The organism is Haematomicrobium sanguinis DSM 21259, assembly GCF_000688395.1.
GTDB classification, from domain to species: domain Bacteria; phylum Actinomycetota; class Actinomycetes; order Actinomycetales; family Micrococcaceae; genus Haematomicrobium; species Haematomicrobium sanguinis.
The window spans coordinates 50,100-75,745 of record NZ_JIAG01000013.1 but is presented as its reverse complement, the minus strand read 5'-3'; the positions used below and the strand labels follow the sequence as shown (position 1 = coordinate 75,745).

Here is a 25,646-nt window from a genome sequence, read left to right as displayed (position 1 = left end):
CCTCAATAGTCGGTGCCCCGAGCCTACTCCCCGGCTCTGACGGTGAGCAGATTAACTTTTGGCGCGGCCCGCGCGCAGGCGCGCCCACATCGCGAAAAGCGCGCCGGAAATGTTATGCCAGACCGAGAATACGGCGGCGGGTAGCGCGGTTTCCGGGGTGGGGAAATAGCTCTTTGCGAGCGAGGCGGCAAGACCGGAGTTTTGCATCCCCACCTCCACCGAGAGCGCGGTCCGGCTCGCACGCGGCAACCGGAGGGCAAGTCCGGTCAGGTAACCCAGGAGCAAACCGGCTCCGTTATGAAGCACGACGGCGATGATCACCAACAGCCCAGCGGTCAGGATGCTTTGGGCGCTGGCGGAGACGACAATACCCACGACCACGGCAATCGCAGCGACCGAAACCCACGGCAAGGCGGGAAGGACCTTGGCGACGAGTTTTGGCAAGAAGAGGCGCACCACAAGGCCCAGGACGACCGGGACCAGGACAATCTGCACGATGGAAAGGGCCATGGCGAGCGGGTCGACGGCCATGAACTGCCCGGCAAGCCATAGGGTCAAGATGGGGGTCATGAGCGGGGCGATCAATGTGGAGACCGAGGTCATGGCGACCGAGAGCGCAACATCGCCGCGCGCCAGGTAGGTGACAACGTTGGAGGCGGTGCCGCCCGGACAGCATCCGACAAGGATCACGCCGACGGCGAGCGCCGGCGGAAGGCTGAGTGCGACTGCGATGAGCCACCCGAGTAGTGGCATGATGGCGAACTGTGCGATGACACCGGCAATGACCGACCACGGGCGTTTACCGATGGCGGTGAAGTCGCGCGGGGTGAGTGTCAAGCCCATGCCGAACATGATGATGCCAAGGAGCGGGTTCACCGCCGGGCTTAGCGCCTGGAATGGTTCGCGGACAAAGAGTGCCAGGACCCCTGCGCCGAGAATGATGAGCGGGAAGATGGTGACGGCAATGCGGGCCGAGCGCTCGGTCTTGGCCTCGCTGCGTTGGCGGGCACTCAGTTTTTCCATGGTGCCGCGGTGCGGCGGGTGCGGATTGGGAGCCATGCGGATACTCTACTCGGCGCGCCACGCCAATCGGCATTGCGAATAATTCTTACGCGTAACCAGATTGTTATTCGAAAATTTTGCCGTCGCGCGGTGCCGAGAGTTTACACATTCTCAACATTGCTCGCTGGTTGGACTATATCAACCGCTTTAGCGATCGGAGCCACTTCCTTGATTTTTCGGGGAAGCGCACTGTGCGGAGGCTGCGAGCGCGGAAATTCTACAACACCGGTGGGCGCTCTGCCACGATGAATTTTCATTGGTGCGCACGCATATCCGGATGCAACGTTCAGGCTTTATCAAGACGACACACAAAATGGTCAGGATCACCCCCCACATGGTTATAGACTTTCTGAAACCACACATCGAGTGACCGTGATCACAGTTGCTCGGCAACACGTCCGCACGTGGGTCACGAGCCCACACACCGCGTCCCGAGGAGTATCCGTTGGGTAAGTTTTTAGTCTCCGTTCATCCCACCAGCTTTGCGTTGGAGTCCTCGAGTACGCGCCATTAGTTTTTAGCCAAACATGATCAAATATCTTGCCAAGCGCATCGTCACGTATAGCGTGATGGTCTTCATTGTCACGAGCGTGACATACTTGATCACCGTCACCACGTTCAAGCCGTGGCTTCTCGATGAGAACAAGAACCCTCGCCCCAGTCCGGAGCAAATTGAAAATCGTTTCCGACTACTCGGGCTAGACTTCACGAAGAACCCGTTTGAACGGTACCTCGACTGGATCACCGGTGTTATAACACGGTGGGACTGGGGGCGAACTCCGCTCGGCGGTAGCGTCAACATGGAATTTGGCGACCGGGTGTGGGTCTCGACCCGCCTCTACGTCGCCGCCATCATACTGACCATGGTGATCGGAATCGCTCTCGGAGTTTATTCCGCTGCCCGACAGTACAAATGGCAAGATCGCGTTATCACAAGCTATAGCTACATTTCTTATATTCTTCCCGCAGTTATCGGATACTTCCTGATCCAGCTGCTATTCATCGCCATCAACCAGGCGCTGGGATCAACCGTCTTCTTCGTCACTGGAATATCAACACCCGGTGTTCAACCAGGCTGGCCCGCATTCTGGGATGGGGTGGCGCACTATTTTGTTCCTACATTCGCGATCACCATTCTGGGCTGGTGGAATTACCAGATCGCCCAGCGGCAGTACCTACTAGACAACGTCAATGCCGATTTCGTGCGCACAGCTCGTGCCAAGGGCCTGACGCGGACGCAGGCCATTCGGAAACACGCTCTTCGAGTCTCTTTCATTCCAGTCGCGCAGTCAATCGCCTTCACGATCCCCGCAATTTTCGCGGGCGGCTACTTTGCCGAGATTATCTTCGCTTGGCCGGGAATCGGCCAGTGGTCGATCGCCGCAATCTCACAAGGCGACGTGAATTCTGCCACTGCGACAGTCGCATTTGGTGCAGTCATCTTTGCTTTCGGTGCGATTCTAGCCGACTTGGCAACTTCACTTGTCGACCCGAGAGTTAGGGTTCAATAATGGCAATTAACCCAAATTTTGATGCTGTGGGGGTAGCAGAGGAAAAGGAGCTTGAAAAAGCACCTGCTGCGATGAGAAAGTCGACAATCATTGTTCGTCGATTTCTCCGGAATAAAGTTGCCGTAGTCGGACTTGCAATCTTTATTCTGCTGGTCATCTTCTCCCTCACCGGACAATTTTTCACCAAGTGGACTTCTGAGGACCTTGACTTCTTAGCCATCAACCAGCCGCCGGGTAAGGATCACATACTCGGAACGGGACCATCCGGCCAGGATTTATACATACGGCTAGTCGATGGTCTGCGTATATCTATCGTGATCGGGTTGGTAGTGGGCATCGCGACCACCCTCATTGCCGCCGTATACGGATGCACCCAAGCGTTCTACGGTGGGAAGTTGGACAAGATCATGCTCTTGTTCCTTGAGATGTTGATCATGGTTCCTTCAATCATCATCATTGCCATCGCAACCAGTGGGAATAGCACGCTCAGCGAAATTTTCCCCGACTGGATCACGCTTTGTATTGTGTTGATTATTTTTGGCTGGATGGGCACCGCCCGCCTGATTCGCGCCCTCTCCTTCTCCACGATGTCAAGGGACTTTGTCCGTGCAGCCAAATACGTTGGTGTTCCAAATCGACAAATTATTTGGCGGCATCTCCTTCCAAATCTGGGTTCACTTTTGATACTTCAGTTCACGCTCGGAGTGTCGATTGCAATTCTCTCTGAAACCGGCCTGTCGTTTGTCGGCATCGGGATCAAGCCGCCGGGCGTGAGCCTCGGCGTACTTCTTTCGCAAGGCAACGCTCAAATCAACACAGGGCCATGGATGTTTTGGATTCCGTTGGCTGTCATGTTTTTGCTGACTGGATCTTTCGCCCTCATGAATGACGGCCTGCGCGATGCGCTAGACCCAACATCGAGCTCGGTCGGCAAAGCTCGTAAGAAAAAGCGGAAGAAGAAGGAGGAGGAGGGCCAGTGAGCGCAGATCAGTTACCCGAAGCCATTGGAAACACAAATTTAGAATCAGCGGCGCCCACCAATGAAGAAGCTGTTCTTTCTGTCCGTGACCTAAACGTCCGGTTCAATACCGAGAACGGAGTTAACCACGCTGTTCGAGGCATTAGTCTCGATCTGTACCCCGGAAAAACGCTAGGTTTAGTTGGCGAGTCCGGGTCTGGAAAATCGGTTACTTCGATGGCCATCATGGGGCTCTTACCGCCGACGGCTGATATCACCGGTTCGATTACCTATCGCGGACGTGAACTTATCGGCCAGTCGGATTCGGCAATGTCAAAGTTGCGCGGCAAGAGTCTGGCGATGGTCTTTCAGGACCCTATTTCATCCCTTACCCCCGTTTATACGGTTGGCGATCAGATCACCGAAACGTTGAAGATTCATTCGCCGGGTCTCAACAAGCAGGATCGGGTGAATCGTGCCGTCGATCTGCTTCGAAAAGTGGGCATTCCGGCACCCGAGAAGCGCATAAAGTCGTACCCTCATGAACTTTCTGGCGGCATGAGGCAACGAGTGATGATTGCCATCGCCATGGCAAATGACCCGGACGTCATCATCGCTGACGAACCAACTACCGCGCTCGACGTCACGATTCAAGCGCAAGTGCTGGAAGTGCTAAAAACGGCGCAGGAAGAAACCGGTGCCGCGTTACTCATGATCACTCACGATCTTGGCGTTGTGGCAGGAATGGCCGATGACATTACGGTCATGTACGGCGGCCGGGCTGTCGAAGAGGGAGACACCGACGATATTTACTATCGTCCTCGCATGCCGTATACGATCGGGCTACTTGGGGCCGTCCCTCGTGTTGACCAAGCGCGAACCGATGCTCTGATCCCGATCAAAGGAACTCCGCCCAATCTCATCGAAGAGATCACAGGTTGCTCCTTCGCTCCACGTTGCCCTATCGCGGAATCACAATGCTGGAACACAGACCCTCGATTGGAGAAAGTCGACGGGAGTCCCGAGCACTTTGCAGCATGCCTGCGTTCTTCAGAGTTGGCGGATGCCAAGTTCGCGAGCACCATCTTCGATGTGCCCGAAGTCGATTTATCTGAGGTCGAACTCCAGCCCCGCGACCAACGCCCGAAAGTCCTTGAAGTCAAGAACATCGTTCGCCATTTCCCCCTCACAAAAGGTGCCTTGTTCAAAACTCGCATTGGAACCGTGCGCGCCGTTGACGATCTGACTTTCGACATCCGAGAGGGAGAGTGTCTCTCCATTGTGGGCGAATCGGGCTCAGGTAAGACCTCAACCTTGCTTGAGATCATGGACTTCAAGAAGGACCAGCCAGGTGTTATTAGCATTGATGGGGTCCAGAGCGATACTGCCAAAGGCTCTGAAGTCATGAGAATGCGGCGAAACACACAAATCGTGCTCCAGGACCCCGCCGAAGCTCTGGACCCTAGGTTTACTGTGAATGAAGTTCTATCGGAACCGTTGAACCTTACATCGATGTCTAGCGCGGACAAACGCAAGCGGGTTCTAGAACTCATGAAATTGGTAGGGCTACAGCCCGATCACGTCAATCGTTTTGCGAACCAATTTTCTGGAGGACAAAGACAACGGATCGGCATTGCTCGAGCGCTTGCGGTAGACCCCAAGCTTATTGTTCTTGATGAGCCAGTTTCTGCGCTCGACGTATCAGTTCAAGCAGGTGTCATCAACCTGTTGACGGAGTTGAAATCTACCCTTGGCTTGAGCTACCTACTCGTCGCGCACGACCTGGGAGTAGTTCGACATATTTCCGATCGTGTGGCAGTCATGTATATCGGCAAGATTGTAGAAATTGGAAATGTCGACGAAGTGTTTGACAACCCTAAGCACCCCTACACTCGCGCCTTATTGTCAGCGATCCCCCTTCCCGATCCCGTAAAGGAAAGCCAGCGAGAGCGTATCATTCTTGAGGGGGATCTACCTTCACCTCTTGACGTTCCAAAAGGTTGCAATTTTGCAACAAGATGCCCAATTTTCGCTATTCTTCCGGATAATAAAAAGAGTAAATGTCTTGACGAGGTGCCAGAGTTAGAAGAAGTACCTCACAAGGATCACGCCTACGCTTGCTTCTTCCCAGACGAGAAGGTGAACCAGGAAATGGTTGTCGTGGGCCATCAAGTTTTGGGCTCGTAGCCCAAAAAAAGAAAGGGAAAAATGAAACATCAGCTCAAAATGGGGGCAGCACTCATTGCTGTCAGTGCCCTGTTTCTGGCGGGATGCGGCGGCGGAACTGAAAGCAATGGACCGGACGCGGGATCTCAGGCTACGCAAGGTACTGACTTGTCTAAGCTTGTGTCCTACAACCCTCAGCCCAAAGAGAATTTGAAGCAAGGCGGAGAACTGACGCTCCCGCTGGGTCAGATTGGACCAGACTTCAACGGCAATTCCAATGGTGGCAACTCTTCAGATAACGCCACTTTGAACCGACCGATGAATCAAGCCATTGATGGTTGCTGGACTTTTACCGAAGAGGGTAAGGCCGAACTCAACAAGAACTTCTGCACTGATTTCAAGTCTGAAGTCTCTGATGGACAGCAGACGATTACCATCACGCTGAACGACAAGGCTACTTGGAACGATGGAACGCCCATCGATTACAAGACGTTCCAAAACACCTGGCAAATCCTGAACGGATCCAACCCGGACTACGATATCGTGTCCGCGGATTACTGGAATCAAATCGACTCGGTGGAACGTGGCTCCAGCGATAAAGAAGTGATTGTTAAGACCAAGAAGCCGACCTATCCTCTCTCGGCGTTCTTCTACACGTTCTTCCACCCAGCAATTAATTCACCAGAAATCTTCAACAAGGGATTTGTGGGGAACCTCAAGCCGGAATGGATGGCGGGCCCCTTCAAGTTGGAGAACTACGACTCGGCTGCTCAAACCGTCACCATGGTTCCTAACGAGAAGTGGTGGGGAGATAAGCCCGTTCTCGACAAAGTGACTTTCCTCCAGCGCGAATCACAAGCAACTATTGCTGCGTTCAGGAACGGCGAGATTGACGCTGCAAGTGTAAACACCCAGACGTCATATTCTGGGCTCGAAGGTACGCCTAACTCAGACATCCGTCGAGGACAGCGACTTTTCAACGGCGGAATGATGGTGAACCCGAAATCGGAGAATCTGAAGGATCCTAAGATTCGCGAGGCGATCTTTACGGCTGTTAACCGTGAGGAACTCCGTAATGTTCGGTTCAACGGGTTGAACTACACCGAGGGCAATCCGGGATCGATGTTGCTCATGCCTTTTGCTCCCAACTATCAAGACAATTGGCCAGTCCCAGAAGATCAGCAGGGCCCGGAAGGTGCCAAGAAGGTCATGGAAAGCGCGGGCTATACACTCAACGACAAGGGAGTATTCGAAAAAGACGGTAAGACTGCACAGGTCAAGGTCGTCAATTTTGGTGACGATCCTATCTCACTTGCCTACGTCAATACTATGGTGAAGCAATTCAAAGATGCCGGTTTGGACGCGTCAATCGACCAAAAAGCGTCTTCTCAATTTGCTGATGTTGTCGGCAAACTCCAATTCGACGTCTCGACTTCCGGTTACTCTGTCGGACCTGATACTGAGAGCATTGCCCAGTACTACAGTACAAACAACCAATTCGAAACTGGCGACGAAGAGCTCAACAAGCGCATCGATGCGGTGTCTGGCATCGAAAATGACGATGAGCGCCGCACCGAGTCGATGAATATCGAACGAGACTACCAGAAGAAGTACTTCGTCTTCGGTACGATCATGAATGGTCCGTCCATCATGTTTGTGAAGAATGGCTTGGCCAATTACGGGCCGATGCTTTTCCGCACTCCTGATTGGACCGAAATCGGTTGGCAGAAGTAGTCCAGATCTGCTAGCTATTTAAACGCAGTGGGGCCCCAAACCACCACCCGTGGCTTGGGGCCCCATTGTTCTTCCTACGCTGGGCAGACCGGATAAGTTGCACCAGGTTCACAGATACAGCCCGAAGGTGCCTGACATCCGCTTGTTGCTGCGGCCGCGGTGCCTCCGCCGCCAACCGCACCGATCCCAAGAAATGCCGCGATTGCCATTAACCGTATGAACTTCTTTGTCCGCATGAAATTTTCCCGTCTTATTCGGTCCCCAAGAGTTTTCCTAGGTGTGCCACAAGCTACCGACATAAGATGAGACGCACAACACCCTGTCACCACGGTGAGCGCATCGTTACTAAATTGACATACTAATCTTCAAAATTGGAGGCACACGGCAATTGGCCCAAGTGGCATCTAGTTCTCCGCGCCACTTTGACGCTCAGGAATGTCGCAAACGGGGTTATGAAGATTGGTTTCTCTGTCTAGACTTACGACACCGTAATCATTCACGTTGAAAGTGGAGGTTCGACAATGTTGCCACGATTTAGAAGGATCGCTATCCCCATTGGTTTGACGGCAGCCTTGGCGCTGGCGACCGTTATATCCGCTCTGACTATTACCACTACGTCCGTAGTTGCCTCTAGCGGGCTACCTTGCATGCCGTTCGGCGGCAAGATCTCCTCATCGACATCAAGTTTGACGTTTGCTGAAGTGAGACCTAGTTGCGGAGGCGGAGGTCTTCCCTATCCTCCGCCTCCACCTCCGGGCTACTGGTACTAACTCGCGAAAGTGGGGTAGCCGGATTTATCCGGCCGCCCCACCATCAGTTTAAAGTTGCATATCTATTCCCTACAGATTACCTTCGCGGGTTTGCACTCCGTGGATGTGCCTGACGCGCCAGCGGCACTTATGCCACCAAACACAGATACCGTCGCCAAGGCGATGCTCGCAATCAGTCCGACAATGAACTTCTTTGTCCGCATGGAAACTTCCTTTCGATTCTTCTCTCCGACAGGTTTCGAAGATAGCTCGAGGCTAAGCATCTACTCCCCAGAAAGGAACCCATCCAAAACAAAACCAAAGCATCGTTATGGCATTGTCACCCTCGCAGGAATTAAGACCGAATGAGCTCCTGCTCACGCACCTCGGACGCCTCAATCAACGGATCTTCCTTCACCAGAACCCGATCTGCCCGAATATGCCCGGCCCCAATGAACATGAACGCGAAGCCCAGCACAAAATAGACCAGCGCAAGCTCCCCCGTCACACCCGGCGCGTCGGTGAACAGCGGCTTGCCGAGGGAGGTCGTTAGCCAGATCGCGGCAAACAGCAACGCGGTAAATGCACCGGCGATGCGCACAAAAACCCCAAGAACCAAGCAGAAACCGAGCCCAATTTCACCGGCGATCGTCAGCCACGCGAACAGCTCCGGCGCCGGCCAGCCCATCCCGGCAACCGCAGCGATCGTCCCCGGGACATCCGGGAGTTTCTGCACCCCGTGAATCATCATCAGCACCCCGAAACTCACGCGCACAATCAAAAGGCCAATGCCCAGGGTCTTCACGGTCGGGTTCTTGGGCAGGTTCATGTCTATCCTCTCGAAGCGACACGCGGCACACGCCGCATTCTCAAGAGGCTAAACGAAGCATCCGCCGGGGCGGTTCACGACCCCGCCATGATTCTTCACACGGGAACCTGTCACTTACCGTGAAGCCGTTGCTCGGCCACCCGTCTCATCTGCGCCGATATTGCCTCGGCGACGGCCGCCCGCTCGCCCTCGTTCAGCACCGCGAGGTCACGCTCGAAGGCCTCGTCGGTGGCCGCTTCGGCCGCCTCCCAGCGCGCCTTTGAGTTCTCGACGGCCTCCGCGCGCGTGAACAACGACGCCGACGCCTCCTCATCGTATCCAGCGAACTTTAAGAACGGGGTTGGCTCTTGCCTCTCGTTCAGGACTACCGCAACATCGGGGGTGAGCCCCTGTTCTTCGAGTGCTTGGAAGTGTCGCAACCCGCGCAGTTCACGAAGTTGCACCACGTCCCAGTAAAAACGCTGCCGGTCGCCACTGAGTTGATCGTCTCCGGCATCGTGCCACGACGCGAAAATTGTGTCCTCCGGCGCATTTGCTGATGCCAGCACCTTTTCCACGGCGTCGAGCACTTCGCCTGGAATGTCGTCTCCGAGGTGCGAGTCGGCCCACTCCCCCGCAATCCGTTGATAGGTGAGCATTGCGTCCCGAGGTGACCAATCCGCCGTCGTACTCCAAACATACGCGACGTTTTTGGTGGGAAAAATGCCTAAGGTGCGTACCGCCTGGGTGGCGTCAATGTCGCCGAGCGCCGCGAGGCGGCCGCGCATGTAGGTGCTGCCGCGCGGATAACCGCGGTCGCGATCGCTTTGGCCCATCAGACCAGAGCTCATGAAGCCGGCGCCGAGGTCAATGAGGTCTTGCGAGAAGCCGTTTTCCATAGTGCCAGCCTAGCCAAGGGAGCGCGGTTAAAGCAGTGGCCCCGAACCGTTGGCGGTTCGGGGCCGTGCGCTTGCGGGCTCTGCGCGCTTAGGCGGCGAGGCGCTCCTTGAGGTTCTCATCGATCGCGCCGAGGAACTCCTCGGTGGTCAGCCATTCCTGCTCGGGGCCGACCAAGAGCGCGAGGTCCTTGGTCATTTTGCCGGATTCGACGGTCTTGATGACCACGTCTTCCAGGGTCTCGGCGAAGTTCACCAGTTCCTGGTTGTTGTCCAGGTTGCCGCGGTGCATCAGGCCGCGGGTCCACGCGAAGATCGAGGCGATCGGGTTGGTGGAGGTGGGCTTGCCCTGCTGGTGCTGGCGGTAGTGGCGGGTCACGGTGCCGTGCGCGGCTTCGGCCTCGACGGTCTTGCCGTCCGGGGTCATGAGCACGGAGGTCATCAGGCCGAGCGAACCGAAACCCTGGGCGACGGTGTCGGATTGGACGTCACCGTCGTAGTTCTTGCAGGCCCAGACGTAACCGCCTTCCCACTTCATGGCGGAGGCAACCATGTCATCGATGAGGCGGTGCTCATAGGTCAGGCCGCGGGCCTCAAACTCTTCCTTGAACTCGGTGTCATACACGTCCTGGAAGATGTCCTTGAACTGGCCGTCATAGGCCTTCAGGATGGTGTTCTTGGTGGACAGGTAGACCGGGTAGTTGCGGTTCAGGCCGTACTTGAAGGACGCGCGGGCAAAGTCGCGGATGGAGTCGTTGAAGTTGTACATGCCCATGGCGACGCCGCCGTCTTCGGGCATGGTCACGACGTCAAACTTCATGGGCTCGCTGCCGTCTTCGGGCTCAAAGCTCATGGTGATCTTGCCGGGGCCGGGGACCTTGAAGTTGGTGGACTTGTACTGGTCACCGTGCGCGTGACGGCCAATGATAATCGGCTTGTTCCAGCCCGGGACAAGGCGCGGGATGTTGGAAATGATGATGGGCTCGCGGAACACGACTCCGCCGAGGATGTTACGGATGGTGCCGTTGGGGGAAACCCACATTTTCTTCAGGCCGAATTCCTCGACGCGGGCCTCATCCGGGGTGATCGTGGCGCACTTGACGCCGACGTTGTACTGCTTGATGGCGTTCGCAGCGTCAACGGTGACCTGGTCATCGGTAGCGTCCCGGTTCTGGATCGAGAGGTCATAGTATTTAAGGTCAATATCCAGGTACGGGTGGATCAGACGATCCTTGATGAACTGCCAAATGATGCGGGTCATTTCGTCGCCGTCGAGTTCGACGACGGGGTTGTCAACCTTGATTTTTGACACGGTTGCTCCTATGCGATTTCCAGGGATTTCCACCGTCAACTATGCCATATTTCGGGGGCTGAGGCCTAAATTCAGGGGTTGGGGTGCAGTATCGACGTGCCGTGTGGCGACGTCGACCAGATCCTTTGCATGTTGAGGATTGGGCTCAACCCTTTCGAGCTGGCCGCTTCTCATCATGGCTTCAATTTCGCCCGAGCGTTTACTCATGTAGTTCCCCGGTCACCACGTTGACTGTCGGCTTTGACTGGACGGTAGATAAGAAGGGCGAAGGTTCATTCGAGGTCCACTCCTCAGGAGAGACCCGAGTGATGTTGACCGGTAGCCCCAACCTATCGCCCGCTGATGTGGCGATGTCCGCGAGCACTCTACGGGGCGTCGTGCCAACCACGAGTACGTCGATGTCGTTAGGGAACGGACCGGCAACCCCAGCGCGTCGAGCCGCCCTGGATCCATAGACGAAAACAAGCTCCGCTCCATCGACCTCGCTCAATGCGTCACGGAGCACGGGGATTGGACCGTAAGTGGCCTCAACGATGGTTCGCATCGGTGCGAAAAGTGGGTGGTTGAGGTTAGCGCTGACGAGTCGATTCCTGCCTTCGTGGCGGTCCTTGAGAATTCCACCGCGGACAACGCGGCCTAGTCAGGGCGTCGCCGTTTACTGTCGCCCTCTCCGCGAAGCCAGAGAGCGGGTATCGCACCATCCGAAACTAGTGGAAGAAGTGGCGCGTCCCGGTGAAGTACATCGTGATGCCAGCGGACTTGGCGGCCCCGACGACCTCTTCATCTCGCACCGACCCACCGGGCTGGACGACCGCTTTCACGCCCGCATCGATCAGGATTTGCAGACCATCGGCGAACGGGAAGAATGCGTCGGAGGCGGCAACGGAGCCGCGGGCCCGTTCGGCGCCATCCGTAGCCAACGTGTTGGCGCGCTCCACCGCGAGCTTGCAGGAATCCACGCGGTTCACTTGGCCCATGCCGACGCCCACCGTCGCACCGTCCTTGGCGAGCACAATCGCGTTAGACTTGGCCGCCCGGACCGCACGCCAAGCAAAGTCCAGGTCGGCAAGAGTTGCCGCGTCGGCTGGTTCGCCTGCCGCGAGCGTCCACGAGGATGGGGAGTCGCCATCGGCGTCAATCGCATCGCGCTTTTGCACGAGCATCCCGCCGGACACTTGGCGGTATTCGGTTTCGACCGGCGAGTATCCATCGGGAAGAGCTAGGAGCCGGATGTTCTTCTTCGCCGAGAGGATGTCGACCGCTTCCGGCTCAAAGCTCGGGGCCACCACCACCTCGGTAAACACTTCCGCTACGCCGCGAGCCATGTCCGCGGTGACCTGTCGGTTCGCGGCGATCACGCCGCCAAAGGCTGAGACCGGATCGCAGGCGTGGGCCTTGAGGTACGCGTCGGCGAGCGGATCGGTCGCATCCGGCGAGCCCACGGCCACGCCGCACGGGTTCGCATGTTTGATGATCGCGACCGCGGGTTCGGTGAAATCAAAGGCGGCCCGTAGCGCGGCATCGGCGTCGACGTAGTTGTTGTAGCTCATCGCCTTGCCGTGCAATTGGTCGGCTTGGGCAATACCGGCGGGCGCTCCCTGGGTCACGTAGAGAGCTGCCGGCTGGTGCGGGTTTTCGCCATAGCGCAGCACCTCGGCACGCTCCAAGGACACCCCCGCATAGGCGGGCCACGCGTAGGAGGAGGCATCGCCGTCGTTCTTCAGATCGGGGAACTGCTGCGCGGTCCAGGAGGCGACCGCGTTGTCATAACTCGCGGTGTGCGCGAAGGCGCGGGCGGCCAGGCGCTGGCGGTCGGCGAGGGTGAAGCCGCCGGACTGCGCGGCGTCCGCCACGGCAGGGTAACGCGCGGGATCCACCACGATCGCGACCGAGTGGAAGTTCTTCGCGGCCGAGCGCACCATGGCGGGGCCGCCGATGTCGATCTGCTCGACGACGTCATCTTGCGCTGCGCCGGAGGCGACCGTCTGGACGAACGGGTACAGGTTCACGACGACCAAGTCAAAGGCCTCGATGTCCATGTCCTCGAGGGTTTGCACGTGCTCGGGCTTGCGGCGGTCGGCGAGGATTCCGGCGTGCACGCGGGGGTGGAGGGTCTTGACGCGGCCGTCGAGCATTTCCGGGGAGCCGGTGACGTCCTCGACGCCGGTGACCGGGACGCCGGCGTCCTTGATGCGCTGGGCGGTGGAGCCGGTGGAGACGATCGTGACGCCCGCGGCATCGAGGGCGATCGCGAGCTCCTCGACGCCGGTCTTGTCATAGACCGAGATGAGGGCGCGGCGGATGGGCAAACGTTCGGCGGGGGCGGTGTCAGTCACAGAGACAAGTGTAGTGGGCGGTGCGGAGGTGCGTTGTCGGGAAGTGGGTGGTGATGGGTGGTGACCCTGTGTGGCGCTGTGTGGCGCGCTCATCCGCTAGATGGGGCAACCGGTGTGTACCGACCGCCAGACAACAGTTCAGAATGTTGTTCGAAATTTCGAACTAGGGGCTTGTGCCGCGGCCCGAGCGGGTGTTCAGTATAGAAACCGTCCAGTAAAGACACCGCTCAACACGGACGCAGCACACTCGGGAACAAGGAGGTTTCCATGTCCACCACGGCGCTCGCCGATATTCTCGCCCCCGGCGCGACACTTGAACGCCTCGCGACCGGCGCGACCTGGGGCGAAGGACCCGCTTGGATTCCCGCCACCCGCACGCTGCGCTTCAGCGACATCCCCGGCAACCGCATCCTCCAGTGGAGCGCTGACACCGGCGAGCTCACCGTCTACCAAACCGACGTCGAATTCGCCAACGGCCGCACCCTCGCCGCAGACGGCAGCGTCATCCAATGCTCGCACGGGCGCCGCGCCATCGAGCGCGAGCGGGACGGCCACCTCGAAACGCTGATCGACCGCTTCGGCGACCACCGCCTCAATTCCCCCAATGACGTCATCGTCCACAGCGACGGCAGCATCTGGTTCACCGACCCGCCTTACGGCATCACCCAGGCGCACGAAGGCCACCTCGGCACCCCCGAATACGGCGGCAATTACGTCTTCCGCCTCGTCCCCGACGGCACCCTCAGCGCCGTCATTACCGACATGGAGGAACCTAACGGGCTCGCCTTCAGCCCCGACGAGCGCATCCTCTACGTCACCGACACTTCGGCCGCGTTGCGCACCGATGGCACGGGTCACCACCACATCATGAAGTTCGACGTCGTTGCACACCCAGGCGGGCCACCCACCTTGGAGAGTGGTCACGTGTTCGCCGAGATTTCGCCGGGACTTGCCGATGGCATTCGGGTGGACGAGGACGGCCGCGTGTTTTCCTCTAGTGCTTCCGGGGTGCAGGTCTTCTCCCCGGAGGGGGAACTGCTCGGTGTCATCGAGGTCCCGGAAACGGTGGGGAATCTGACCTTTGGCGGCCCGGAAGGCACCGACCTCTTTATCGTGGCGACCACCAGCCTGTACCGCATCCCCACCCGGGTGCGGGACGCGAGTTCACGGTGGCGGTCATGAACCCGTCCTCCGCACAGCCCATCGCGAACGCCCTCACGGGCGTGACTGTTCCCGCGGTGGTCCGTGCGGTAGCTGTGCTGGAGGCCGTCGCGGCCAGCAACGAGCCGGTGCGCGCCTCGGAACTGTGTACCGAGTTGGGGCTTGCTCGCTCAACCATGTCAAACCTGATCTCGTCGCTGGAGGCGGTTGGCATGTTGCGGCGCAGCGGCACCGGATGGCTCATCGGCTACAAGGCGCTAGAAATTGGCCAGAGCGCCATCTCCGGGACCGACCTGATGACCCAATTCCGGGACATTGCCTCCTCGCTTCCCCACCTGCGGGCCGAAACCACGCTGCTGGCCACCCTGGACGGACCGGACGTGCTCTACTTGGCCCGGCGCGACGGCACACAGAGCGTCCGGCTCGCCAGCGATATCGGGCGCAAGCTCCCGGCCGTTGTCACCGCTCTCGGTAAAGCCATGTTGGCAGCACTGGAACCCGCAGAAATTGAGGAGTTCTTCGAGCGCTACCCGGAACTGCCGCACGTGACGCCGCGCTCCCACCGCACCCACCAAGCGCTCTACCAAGACTTGGTGAAAACCAAAGCCCGCGGCTGGGCGCTCGATGACGAACAAAACACCGTCGGCGTGCTCTGCCTCAGTGTCAGCGTCCCGAACGCCAACCGTCCCCAGGCCGTCAGCACCACGCTGCTCAGCGCACGCATCACCGAGCGGCTCAAAGACGCACTCATAAAAGACCTCACCATCCTGGCCAACCGCTTGGGCGTCATCGCCGACTCCCAATCCTGAAAGCAGCAGACATGAGCGAGATCCCTCTCTTACAGGTCGACAACCTCTCAAAGTCCTTCCACGCTACCCGCGCGGTGGACAACGCCTCCTTCGACGTGAATCAAGGCGAAATCGTGTCCCTGCTCGGCGAGAACGGCGCCGGAAAATCCACCGTCATCAAAATGCTCGCCGGCGTCTACAAACCGGACTCCGGCAGCATGAAACTTGCAGGGCAGGAACTCGGCGCACCCGGTGCCCGTGACCGCCTCTCGATCGTGCACCAAAACCTGGGGTTGACCGAATGGATGACGGTGGCCGAAAACATTGCACTCACCATGGGATATCCCCGCAGCTTCGGACTCATTAACCAACGCAAACTGAACGCGCAAGCCGAAGAGATTCTCGCGAACGTTGGCGGCGGCATCGACCCGGAGGCCCGCGTCTTTGACTTACCGCGCGCCGAACGCAGCCTGTTGGCCATTGCCCGTGCGCTCATGTCCAAGCCAAAACTGCTCATCCTGGACGAGCCGACCGCGTCGCTCCCCCACCATGACGTGGACCGCCTCTTTGAGGTGCTGCACCAATTACGCAATAGCGGCGTCGGCATGATCTACGTCAGCCACCGCCTGGATGAGATTTATCAAATCTCCTCTCGCACCGTCATTATGCGCAATGGCCGGGTGGTCGCGCAGCGCCCGGTGTCCGGGCTCAGCCACGGCGAACTCGTCGAACTCATTGTCGGCCGCGACGCCCCCGACCCGGACTTCTCACAACCCGGAGAAGAGCTCACCCTGGAAGCCGACAACCTCACCGTTGGAGACGTGGGACCGGTGAGCTTCCAAGTCCATCGCGGTGAAGTTCTGGCCCTGTGCGGACTGCGCGGCGCCGGTCAAGAGCACGTGGGGCGCGCCATTGCCGGGGCACTGAAGACCGGCACACCCAAAGCAAGCACACCCAGCACACTCAGCGTCCCCAGCACAGGCCGCGCCAACGCCCAACCCGGGATGCGCCTCAATGGCCAACCGTATACACCAGACAGCGTCCACGACGCCGTCTTCCAAGGCGTCGGCTTCGCCACCTCCAACCGCGAAACCGAGGCGGTCGCGCCCGGGATGAGCATCTCCGAGAACCTGTACCTCAACCCGCGGGTGTGGGGCTGGAGGGGCCTGAACCCCAAGCGCCGGAAAACCGAGGACCGCGAATCGATGGAACACATCACCCGGTTCGGCGTCCGCCCGCCCAACCCCGAGCTGTCCTTGGACACGCTCTCCGGCGGCAACCAGCAAAAGGTCATCCTGGCCCGCTGGTTCGGCGTCGGCAGAGACCTCATCGTCTTAGAAGAACCCACCATGGGTGTGGACGTCGGCGCCAAGAGCGACATTTACGCCATCCTCGCCGAAGCCGCAAAGGACGGCACCAGTGCCGTCGTGGTGTCCACCGACATGGAAGAAGTCGCCAAAATCGCCCACCGCGCCATTGTCTTTGGCCGCGGCCAAGTCGTCGCCGAACTGAGCGGCACCGAACTCACCGTCCCGAATCTCGTTGCCGCCGCCTCCGACCTCGAGAGCGTCACCACCACAGGAGAAGCATCATGAGCATGAACACATCCCTGAAATCCACGGCATTGGAACCGGCCCCGGGAGCGCCCTGGTTCCGCAAGCTCTACACCGTTTACGGCATGGTCTTGCTCACGATCGTCCTCTTCGCGATCTTCGCGATCCTGAAACCGGACACCTTTGCGAGCCTGCTCAATTTCCAGCTGCTCGCCTCCGGCCAATCCGTGTTGCTGATTCTCGCGCTCGCCGTGACCCTCCCGATGGTCGCCGGCAAGATCGACCTCTCCGTCGGCTATGGCGTCGGGCTCTGGCAAGTCATGTCGCTCTCCTGGCAAATCCAGGGCATCGACTACCGGCTGGTGATCCTGATGACGCTCATTGGCGGCGCGATCGTCGGCCTGCTCAACGCGCTCTTGGTCGAACTCGCGCAAGTCGACGCGTTCATCGCCACCCTCGCCACCGGCCAGGTCATCTACGCGGTCACCTACTGGTACACCGGCGGCAAGCAGGTCACCGACTCCGAGGGCAACCGCCAAGTCGCCTTCGACGCGCTGGCAACCTGGTCGCTCGGCCCCATCCCAGGGCCCTTCATCATCGCGCTCGCCCTGGGCGTGCTAATTTGGCTCTTCCTCGACTTCATGCCGGTCGGCCGCTACCTGTATGCGGTCGGCGCGAACCCGGCAGCGGCCGAACTCACCGGCATCCGCCGCCGCCGTTACGTCATCCTCGCGATGACCGCCTCCGGAATGCTCACGGCGGTCGCTGGAATCCTGTTGGCCTCGCGCCAAGCGGGCGTCGCACAAGCGAACATCGGCCCCGAGTACCTCCTCCCGGCCCTCGCGGCGGCATTCCTTGGCTCCACGACCATCCGACCGGGCCGCGTCAACGCCCTTGGCACCATCCTCGGCGTCGCGATCGCGACCATCGGCATCTCCGGGCTGCAACAGCTCTTGCCCGGCCAGTTCTTCCTCGAGCCGCTCTTCAACGGCCTCACGCTGGTCGCGGCGATCACCATCGCTTCGCTCGCCTCCCGCAAGCGCCTCGCCTCCGCCTCGGCGGTCACCACCAATGAGAGCGCGGCAGCAACGGCAGGAGACCCGGGAACGGATCTCACCGAACCCACCGTGATGCCCGACGGCGATGAATCACCACCGCGCGCACCTCGCCCGAGCCCGGGCGAACCAGATACCCACGGCAACTCAACCGAGACGGAAAAGGGACGGTGACACCATGAAACGCTCAACTTCTCCCACAGCCGCAACAGCACCCGCGGCACCCAGGCGAGCACAGCGCAACTGGACCCGCGCGCTGGTGGCGAGCATCGCCGTCGTTCTTCTGCTGCCCCTGGCCGCCTGCAATAGTGAAACGGTGCGGGAGGCGAACCAGCGTTCGGAGGCCGAGCAGGGTTCGCAAGGGCCGCAAACCCAGCTGATTCCGGACGGCGATATTGTGGCGGCCTCGCGCCAGATGGTGCAGGAGAGCCTCGCCGGGCGCACCGGTTTTGAGCCGCCGGCGAGCGGGCCGAGCGCGCAGCAAGAGGGCGCGACGATCGCGTTTGTCGGCTCGGATCTCTCTAACGGCGGCATCAATGCGGTGGCGACCGGCGTGCAGGAGGCGGCCAAAGCGATCGGTTGGACGGTCAACGTGTATGACGGTCAGGCCAGCGCGCAGGGCCGCTCCAACGCGATGAATCAGGCGATTGCCGCGGGGCCGGCCGCGATTGTGATTGGCGGTTTCGATACCAAGGAGCAGGCCAGTTCCATCAAACGCGCAACCGACGCCGGGATCCCGGTGGTGGGCTGGCACGCGAAGGCCGCCGCCGGGCCGGGCGACGGGCTGTTCACGAACATCACGACCGACCCGATCAAGGTGTCCCAGTTGGCGGCGGCGTACGCGGTCGCGGACTCCGGTGGCACCGCGGGCGTGGCGATTTTCACCGACGGGCAGTATGAGATCGCGGTGCAAAAGGCGGATGCGATGCGCCAGTACATTGAGGCGTGTTCTGGGTGTTCGGTTCTCAGCTATGAGGACTCGCCGATTGCCGAGGCGGATCAGCGGATGCCCGGGCTGATCTCGACGCTGCTGCAAAACAACGGGGACAAGCTCACCTATTTGCTGGGTATCAACGGCAATTATTTCGGCGGCGCGCAGCAGGCGTTGCGTGCGGCCGGGAAACCGGCGAGCGGGCCGCCCAAGTCGGTGGCTGCCGGGGACGGGGATCCGGCCGAGTTCCAGCGGATCCGCACCGGCAATTACCAAGCGGCAACCGTGGCAGAGCCGCTGTACCTGCAAGGTTGGCAGATTGTGGACGAAATCAACCGGGCTCTGGCCGGGGAAGGACCGAGCGACTTTGTGGCAAGCCCCGGGCTGATCACCCAGCAGAATGCACCCAAGGGCGACGTCTTCGACCCGAACTCGGGGTACCGGGACGTGTACCTGGGGGTCTGGGGTCGCTGACCTCCCGGCGCTCTCCCGCCGTTCATCCGCTAATTGCGTTTTCATCCGGCAATTGCGCCATGAAAATGCAATTGGCGGATGAACGGTGCGGGTCGGGGCGCGTCACGGCGCGCAACTCGATCGGGCATCGGGCACCGGAAGGGTCTAGGGTGGAGCCATGACCTCGCACGTCTCCTCGGGTAGCGTTGGCGCGCCCGGAACCGGCCTGCCCACGGCGGCCGACGTTGTCCAAAATCTGCCGTGGCGTTGGCGCGTCCAAGGCCGCATCTTCCTCATCGGCGGCCTCGGCTTCATGTTTGACGCCTGGGACGTCACCCTCAATGGCGTCTTGATACCGCTCGTGTCCAAGGAGTGGGCGCTCGATCGGCCGACCGCAGGGCTCCTGTCCACGGCGAACCTCGTCGGTATGGCGCTCGGCGCGTTCGTGTGGGGTGCCATTGCGGATCGGATCGGTCGCAAGGCCGCCTTCAGCGCAACCCTGCTCGTCTTCTCCGTCTTTACGCTCGCCGGAGCGTTGGCCCCGGACTTCCTGTGGTTCTGCATCTTCCGGTTCGTTGCCGGGTTTGGGCTCGGCGGCGCGATCCCGGTGGACTACGCCCTGGTTGGCGAATTTGCACCGACCAAACAACGCGGCAAGGTCCTCACCGCGATGGACGGCTGGTGGCCCATCGGCGCGGCGCTGTGTTTCTTTGTGTCCGCGCTCATCCAGATGTTCACCTCTAATTGGCGGCTCATCCTGGTGGTCATGGTGATCCCGGCCCTGATGGTGTTCTGGATTAGACGCAGCGTCCCGGAGTCCCCGCTTTTCCTCTTATCCAAGGGCAAACCCGATGCCGCCCGCGGAGTCATCGATCGGCTCGTCAAAGACACCGGCGCACCCGCGACCGAGTACACTCTGCCCCCAGCGGAAGCGCCGCCACGGTTCACCTGGCGTACGCTGACCGACCAATTCAGCGAAATCTGGCGCTTCAATTGGCGCGTCACCGCCTCCAATTGGCTGCTCTTCCTGACCATCCTGCTGGTCTACTACTTAGCGCTGAACTGGATGCCGAGCATCCTGATCGAAGCCGGGATGCAGGCCCAAACCGCACTCTTCGCCAACGGCGCCATGGCCGCGGTGGGGTTGCTCGGGGTCGTCGTCGCCGCGGTACTCGTCGAGCGCACCGGCCGCAAATGGATCCTCGCGATAACCGGCCCGCTCTCGGCCGCGCTGCTCGCGATTGTCGCCTACTCGCTCGGCACTCCCCCGGCCGCCGTGACCTGGCTCCTCGTCTTCGGCTTCGTCATCCAAATCGCGATCCCGGTGCTTTACGCCTACGTGTCCGAGCTCTACCCCACCGACCTGCGCGGCCGCGGCTTCGGCTGGGCGTCGACATTTTCGCGGCTCGGCGCCGGCTTCGGTCCGCTCATTTTCGCGACCGCGCTCTGGCCGACAATCGGCCTCGCCAATTCCTTCTGGGTCGCCGGTGCGATGGTCCTGGTCGCGGTGGTCATCATGGCATTCGTCTCGCCAGAGACCCGCGCCAAGGCCCTCCGCTAGCTCCCCTCCCCCCCTCGTTTCGCATCCCCGTACCGCATTTTCAGAGCCGTATACGGGTCAATTTTTGCGGCACGGGGATGCGAAACGAGAGGAGGCGAGGGATGTACGACGGCGATGCTCACCTCGAGCGCGCGAGCTCGCCGAGTGTTGCCACCAGGAGGCGCCGCTCTTCGACTTTGATGCGCTCATGCAGGGTTTCTTCGGTATCGCCCGCCTGAACCGCGACGGCGGCCTGGGCGATGATCGGCCCGGTATCGACCCCCGCATCAGCGTAGTGCACGGTACACCCGGTCACCTTCACACCGTAGGCGAGCGCATCCCGCACGCCGTGCGCACCCGGGAATGAGGGCAACAGCGCCGGGTGCGTATTGACGTAACGGTTGGGAAAGGCGTCGATAAAACTCGGTGCCACAATGCGCATGAAACCGGCGGACACCACCACATCTGGCTCATATCGCTGCACAGCGGACAAAAGCGCCGCGTCCCACTCGGCGCGTGCGGCAAAGTCCTTGAAGTTCACCTCAAAGGTATCGATTCCCGCTGCCCGTGCACGCTCCACCCCGTACGTCCCTACCCTGTCCGAGCCCACGGCGGCAATCTCCACATTGAGTTCCCCGGAAGCGACAGCGTCAATAATGGCTTGCAAGTTGGTACCGGAGCCGGATACCAGGACTACGATGCGCATGAGTCAAGACTAGGGCTTGCGAGCGCCTAAGCTGGAATCATGTCTCAACCGGCACCGCCCCACCCCGACGCCTCGAGCCGCACTCCGCAACGCGCCATCGACTCCCCCGAGGGCAAGCGCGCCCGCAAATTCGCCATTGCCGCGACAATCCTCTCGGCACTCACTCTCGTGGCGCTCTATTTTCTGCAATTGCCGCTCAAGGCGACTGGCGTGCTCACGGCGATGGGCGCCGTCGTGCTTTTTATCATTACGCTGATCACCGCGCGCGGTGTCGCTTTTGGTGCGCTGTTCCGGATTGGCGTGAGCCTGCTGATTGCGTGCAATTTGCTGCTGATGGTGGTTTTGGGGGCGTGGAGCGCCATGTTTATTTATACCGCGCCGTATGAGCAGTGTGTCGCGCAGGCGCTGACCGATTCCAGCCGGGAGGCGTGCACCACGGAACTGATGGACAAGCTCAACAAGCTCTCTGGCGTGACCCGCCCCTAGCCCGCGTTTCGCATCCCCGTACAGCAAAAATTGAGCCGTATGCGCCTCGTAAAATGCGGTACGGGGATGCGAAACGCGGGGAGGGGTACGAGAGCGGGAGCGGGGCGGGAGGTCAGTCCCAGTGGTGCCGCTCGTTCTCCATCCACGGCCCCAGCATGATGCCGATAAACGCCCCGAAGGCGACTTCCACCCCGAGGTATACCCCGGTGCGTAACGGGTCGGCACCGAAGTCAGCGAGCCGCCCGAACCCGGCCCCGCCAGAGCCGAGCCACGCAATGAGCGACGTGCAAAGCATCGCCACAAACCCCATGAGCACCCCAGCCACCAGACTGGAAACCGACCAGCTCAACCATCGCACGCGGGTTTTCAGCGACAGCCACTCATCGAGGTGATTCTCACCGGCGCGGTAGAACCACCAGCCGCCCAGCAGACCGGCAATCACCGGGAGCACCAGGACCGCCAACGCATAGATCGAGGTGCTCTCGGGGATCGCGGCCAGCACCGGCACGGCAGGTAGCTCGGAAAGTTGGGTACTCAGCGGCGAGACCAAGTTCCCCGTCCCCGCATAAAACCCGGCGCCGGAGGAGTACGCCATCGTCCATGTCATCAGATTCGGAAAGTACCCCAACTGCGCGAGAGTCAGCACAATCCCGCCGGCAAGCCCGGGTTGCAGCCGCTCGTAAATCGTGACGATATCCGCCCAGTGCACCGCCAACATCACCGCGAACAGCGCCGCCGACAGCCCAATAATGCACAGCACCGCAACAAAGGCGGCCTGCACCCCGGCCCACACATAGGATCCGGCCCACCGCGAGTACTGGCTCGTCCGGGCAACCCAATCGGCGGCATTCACCCCAATAATCCGGTCCCACGATCCGGCTTCGCGGTACGCCCCGGCCAAAATGCCCACCACAGCCACCACCACAGGAACCAGGGTCCCGGCCAGCAGCGGCGCCGAAGCGACCTCATTCCGGCACGCCGTCGCCGTCGCAAAGCCGATCAGCGCCTGCGCCAGGGCCGCAGCCAACAGCGGCTGCCAAAACTGTTTCTCATACGAGGCCCGCGCCAATCGGCGCCCAGCGAAAAACCACGGGATGATCAAGAGCAACGTCAACCCGAGCGGGATGAGCGAGAGCGTCCCGGAAAGGTCATCCCCGGCAATCCGAATCGAGAGCTCCAGCGGCACACCGTGCAACAACAGCCAGGACTGCCCCGCCAAGACCAGCGCGCTCATCGCATCCTGCGCGCCGACGGCCCCGCTCAACCCCAGCCAAAACATGAGCGCAATGAGCACCACGGCGATGCACAAATTGATCAGGATCGCTTCGACGACACCCTGAAGCCACAGCGGCATCGAGAGCCACGGCTTGCCGCTCTTGCGTTGGGGAAGTTTCATCGAACCCATCGTGCCATCTTCAGCCGCCCCAGCCCCGAATCCCACGCCGAGCGCGCCCACTTTGGCGACCCGCGCCCACCGACGCACCCACGTTATTCGCGCAAAGTTCACCGACGCGAAAGAAGGCGACCACGCGCCGTCGAACATCAGATGCCACGCTCAAAAGGTGAGAATTGCTGTGGTTGCCGAATCGTTTCTGCCCCACATGAATGGGGTCACGCATTCGCTGCTGCGCGTGGTGGAACACCTGCGCTCACGCGGCGACGAGGCGCTGATTATCGCGCCGTCCTCCTCCTGGCTGGACGATGAAGCGCCCGCCGAGGTCAGCGGCTACCCCGTGGTCCGGTTACCGTCCTTCCCGCTCTCCGGATACGCGAATGTGCGCGTCGCGGCCGGGACCGTGCTGCGCGTGCGGCGCATTTTGGAGGACTTCGCCCCGGATGTGGTGCACATCGCCTCCCCGTTTGTGCTCGGCTGGCGGGCGGTGCAGGCCGCGAATCAGCTCGGGCTGCCGAGCGTGGCGATCTACCAAACCGAGGTCCCCAATTATGCGGCGCGCTACGGGTTCCCGTGGCTGGAGAATTTCCTGTGGCAGCGCGTCGTGAACATTCACGATGCCGCGACGCTGACCCTCGCGCCGTCCACGTTCGCGATCAATCAGCTGCACGCGCACGGGGTGCAGCGGGTGCACATGTGGCGGCGGGGCGTGGATACCACGCGTTTTTCGCCCAGGAATTACGACGGCGAGTGGCGGGCTTCCGTAGCCGGCTCACGGAAAATTGTCGGTTACGTCGGGCGGCTCGCGGCGGAGAAGCAAGTGGAGGATCTTGCGCGGGTGTCCGAAATGCCGGGCGTGCAACTGGTGGTTGTGGGGTCGGGGCCGTCCAAGGCGGGTTTGCAGGCGCTGATGCCGCGAGCGCATTTTGCCGGGTTCCAAGCGGGCGCGGACTTGGCGCGGTTGATGGCCTCATTCGATGTGTTTGTGCATCCCGGTGAGTCCGAGACGTTCTGCCAGACTGTTCAGGAGGCGATGGCCTCTGGGGTACCGGTGGTCGCGGTGGGGCGCGGCGGGCCGCTTGACCTGGTGCGGCCCTCATATACGGGGTGGCTGTATGAGCCGGGCGACCTGGACGGGATGGTCGCGTCGGTGCGGGACTTGGTGGGCGATGATGCCAAGCGGCGCGCCTTTGCCGCCACCGCGCATGCCGAGGTGCAGGGACGTACCTGGCCGGTATTGTGCGAGTCGTTGGTCAGCTTTTATCAGCGGGCGATGCTGGTGAAGCGCCGCACCATTGCCGCCGGACGCGCGTTTGTCACCGCTCCCGAGGTGGACTTTGAGTACTAGCGCACGTTGATGCCCGCGAGGTTGCTCATGAGCGACTCGAAGGACTGCGGGTCCTCGGCTTTCTCTTGCTTGGCGCTGGGCTGCGCGCCGGGGCCAAAACCGCGGGCGAACATGATCTGATTCGCGAACTCCGTGGCGGCGCGCTTGACGCGATCATCTAGCGGAATGATGTTCTCGTCGCCGCGGCCCCAATCGTTCGGTGCGGCGTAGACGCCGGTCGGTGCGGTGAGGGTCCGCAGGTAGGCGAACATGGGCCGCATCACGTAATCGATGACGAGCGAGTGGCGGGCCGAACCGCCGGTGGCTCCCAACAGTACCGGCTTGCCGATGAGGGAATCGGGTTCCAGGATGTCGAAAAAGGACTTGAAAAGGCCGCTGATCGATGCGGTGAAGACCGGGGAAACCGCGATGATGGCGTCGGCGCCGGTCACCGAGTCGATGACCTCTTGGAATTCCGGGCTCGCGTAGCGGGAGGTCATGGTGTTGGTGATGGCCATGGCGTGTTCGCGAAGTTCAACCACGTTGAGGTTGACCTGGATGTCATGGTCGGCAAGCGCGCGGGCTGTCGCCTCGGCCAATTGGTCGGCAAGCATCCTGGAGGAGGACGGGACGCCCAAACCGCCGGAGATCACGGCAACGTTCACGGTTTGCATCTTCGAAACACCTTTCAACCAAGTACATGCGTTTGCATACAGTTGAA

20 protein-coding genes are annotated in these 25,646 nt (G+C 60.5%); 12 read left to right on the top strand and 8 right to left on the bottom strand.

Going from position 1 to position 25,646, the window contains the following annotated elements:
* Positions 1-51: 51 nt before the first annotated feature.
* On the bottom strand, positions 52-1,023 hold the full coding sequence (locus tag O148_RS16355) for a bile acid:sodium symporter family protein (protein WP_035746013.1): 972 nt from the start codon (positions 1,021-1,023) through the stop codon (positions 52-54).
* A 566-nt stretch (positions 1,024-1,589) separates the two neighbouring features.
* On the opposite strand from O148_RS16355, the gene O148_RS0111765 reads away from it, so the two are divergent.
* The 4 genes from O148_RS0111765 to O148_RS0111750 are packed head-to-tail and all read left to right on the top strand — an operon-like array spanning position 1,590 to position 7,431.
* Positions 1,590-2,573: an ABC transporter permease gene (locus tag O148_RS0111765; protein WP_026531077.1), complete on the top strand. Its 984-nt coding sequence runs from the start codon at positions 1,590-1,592 to the stop codon at positions 2,571-2,573.
* The gene (locus tag O148_RS16350; RefSeq protein ID WP_035745979.1) at positions 2,573-3,553 is read left to right on the top strand and encodes an ABC transporter permease; all 981 of its coding nucleotides are present in this window, start codon (positions 2,573-2,575) and stop codon (positions 3,551-3,553) included. The genes O148_RS0111765 and O148_RS16350 overlap by 1 nt, the downstream gene beginning before the upstream one ends.
* Positions 3,554-3,576: 23 nt before the next feature.
* Positions 3,577-5,718 carry a dipeptide ABC transporter ATP-binding protein gene (locus O148_RS0111755; RefSeq protein ID WP_051620160.1) on the top strand — a complete coding sequence of 714 codons (2,142 nt, stop codon included), beginning with the start codon at positions 3,577-3,579 and terminating at the stop codon, positions 5,716-5,718.
* A gap of 21 nt (positions 5,719-5,739) precedes the next feature.
* On the top strand, positions 5,740-7,431 hold the full coding sequence (locus tag O148_RS0111750) for an ABC transporter family substrate-binding protein (RefSeq protein WP_026531075.1): 1,692 nt from the start codon (positions 5,740-5,742) through the stop codon (positions 7,429-7,431).
* A gap of 1,104 nt (positions 7,432-8,535) precedes the next feature.
* On the opposite strand, the gene O148_RS0111740 is transcribed toward O148_RS0111750, so the two are convergent.
* From O148_RS0111740 to purH, 4 genes are all read right to left on the bottom strand, one after another.
* The gene (locus O148_RS0111740; RefSeq protein WP_026531074.1) at positions 8,536-9,009 is read right to left on the bottom strand and encodes a DoxX family protein; all 474 of its coding nucleotides are present in this window, start codon (positions 9,007-9,009) and stop codon (positions 8,536-8,538) included.
* Between the two features lie 110 nt (positions 9,010-9,119).
* Positions 9,120-9,887: a helix-turn-helix domain-containing protein gene (locus O148_RS0111735; protein ID WP_026531073.1), complete on the bottom strand. Its 768-nt coding sequence runs from the start codon at positions 9,885-9,887 to the stop codon at positions 9,120-9,122.
* Between the two features lie 88 nt (positions 9,888-9,975).
* Entirely contained in the window at positions 9,976-11,196 is a 1,221-nt protein-coding gene (locus O148_RS0111730) for an NADP-dependent isocitrate dehydrogenase (RefSeq protein WP_026531072.1), read from the bottom strand.
* A gap of 707 nt (positions 11,197-11,903) precedes the next feature.
* A complete protein-coding gene (purH, locus tag O148_RS0111720; RefSeq protein WP_084157281.1) occupies positions 11,904-13,625 on the bottom strand; it encodes a bifunctional phosphoribosylaminoimidazolecarboxamide formyltransferase/IMP cyclohydrolase in 1,722 nt (573 codons plus the stop codon).
* Between the two features lie 174 nt (positions 13,626-13,799).
* On the opposite strand from purH, the gene O148_RS0111715 reads away from it, so the two are divergent.
* The 6 genes from O148_RS0111715 to O148_RS0111690 all read left to right on the top strand — a co-directional run bounded on the left by O148_RS0111715 (position 13,800) and on the right by O148_RS0111690 (position 21,034).
* Complete coding sequence (locus O148_RS0111715) at positions 13,800-14,714, top strand: SMP-30/gluconolactonase/LRE family protein (RefSeq protein WP_026531070.1); 915 nt, start codon at positions 13,800-13,802, stop codon at positions 14,712-14,714.
* Positions 14,711-15,502, top strand: coding sequence for an IclR family transcriptional regulator (locus O148_RS0111710; RefSeq protein WP_051620153.1), 792 nt, complete (start codon positions 14,711-14,713; stop codon positions 15,500-15,502). Before O148_RS0111715 ends, O148_RS0111710 begins: the two co-directional genes overlap by 4 nt.
* Positions 15,503-15,513: 11 nt before the next feature.
* Positions 15,514-17,076, top strand: coding sequence for a sugar ABC transporter ATP-binding protein (locus tag O148_RS0111705; RefSeq protein WP_026531068.1), 1,563 nt, complete (start codon positions 15,514-15,516; stop codon positions 17,074-17,076).
* Positions 17,073-18,263: an ABC transporter permease gene (locus tag O148_RS16340; RefSeq protein WP_075204357.1), complete on the top strand. Its 1,191-nt coding sequence runs from the start codon at positions 17,073-17,075 to the stop codon at positions 18,261-18,263. The genes O148_RS0111705 and O148_RS16340 overlap by 4 nt, the downstream gene beginning before the upstream one ends.
* Before the next feature lie 4 nt (positions 18,264-18,267).
* Positions 18,268-19,494 (top strand): substrate-binding domain-containing protein, encoded by a 1,227-nt coding sequence (locus O148_RS16335; protein ID WP_169737534.1) that lies wholly within the window; start codon positions 18,268-18,270, stop codon positions 19,492-19,494.
* A 157-nt stretch (positions 19,495-19,651) separates the two neighbouring features.
* Positions 19,652-21,034 carry an MFS transporter gene (locus O148_RS0111690; protein ID WP_051620151.1) on the top strand — a complete coding sequence of 461 codons (1,383 nt, stop codon included), beginning with the start codon at positions 19,652-19,654 and terminating at the stop codon, positions 21,032-21,034.
* A gap of 118 nt (positions 21,035-21,152) precedes the next feature.
* Here O148_RS0111690 and purN read toward each other — a convergent pair whose 3' ends face one another.
* Complete coding sequence (gene purN / locus O148_RS0111685) at positions 21,153-21,719, bottom strand: phosphoribosylglycinamide formyltransferase (RefSeq protein WP_026531066.1); 567 nt, start codon at positions 21,717-21,719, stop codon at positions 21,153-21,155.
* A 39-nt stretch (positions 21,720-21,758) separates the two neighbouring features.
* Here purN and O148_RS0111680 point away from each other — a divergent pair, with 39 nt between their 5' ends.
* Positions 21,759-22,205, top strand: a complete 447-nt coding sequence (locus O148_RS0111680; RefSeq protein WP_026531065.1) for a hypothetical protein — start codon at positions 21,759-21,761, stop codon at positions 22,203-22,205.
* A 112-nt stretch (positions 22,206-22,317) separates the two neighbouring features.
* Here the strand turns inward: O148_RS0111680 and O148_RS0111675 are convergent, their stop codons facing one another.
* Complete coding sequence (locus tag O148_RS0111675) at positions 22,318-23,601, bottom strand: cell division protein PerM (protein WP_026531064.1); 1,284 nt, start codon at positions 23,599-23,601, stop codon at positions 22,318-22,320.
* A 166-nt stretch (positions 23,602-23,767) separates the two neighbouring features.
* Between O148_RS0111675 and O148_RS0111670 the strand changes: the two genes are divergently transcribed.
* A complete protein-coding gene (locus tag O148_RS0111670; protein ID WP_026531063.1) occupies positions 23,768-24,946 on the top strand; it encodes a glycosyltransferase family 4 protein in 1,179 nt (392 codons plus the stop codon).
* On the opposite strand, the gene O148_RS16330 is transcribed toward O148_RS0111670, so the two are convergent.
* Positions 24,943-25,599 carry an FMN reductase gene (locus O148_RS16330; protein WP_035745974.1) on the bottom strand — a complete coding sequence of 219 codons (657 nt, stop codon included), beginning with the start codon at positions 25,597-25,599 and terminating at the stop codon, positions 24,943-24,945. The two genes, O148_RS0111670 and O148_RS16330, sit on opposite strands and share 4 nt — an antisense overlap.
* Positions 25,600-25,646 lie beyond the last annotated feature (47 nt).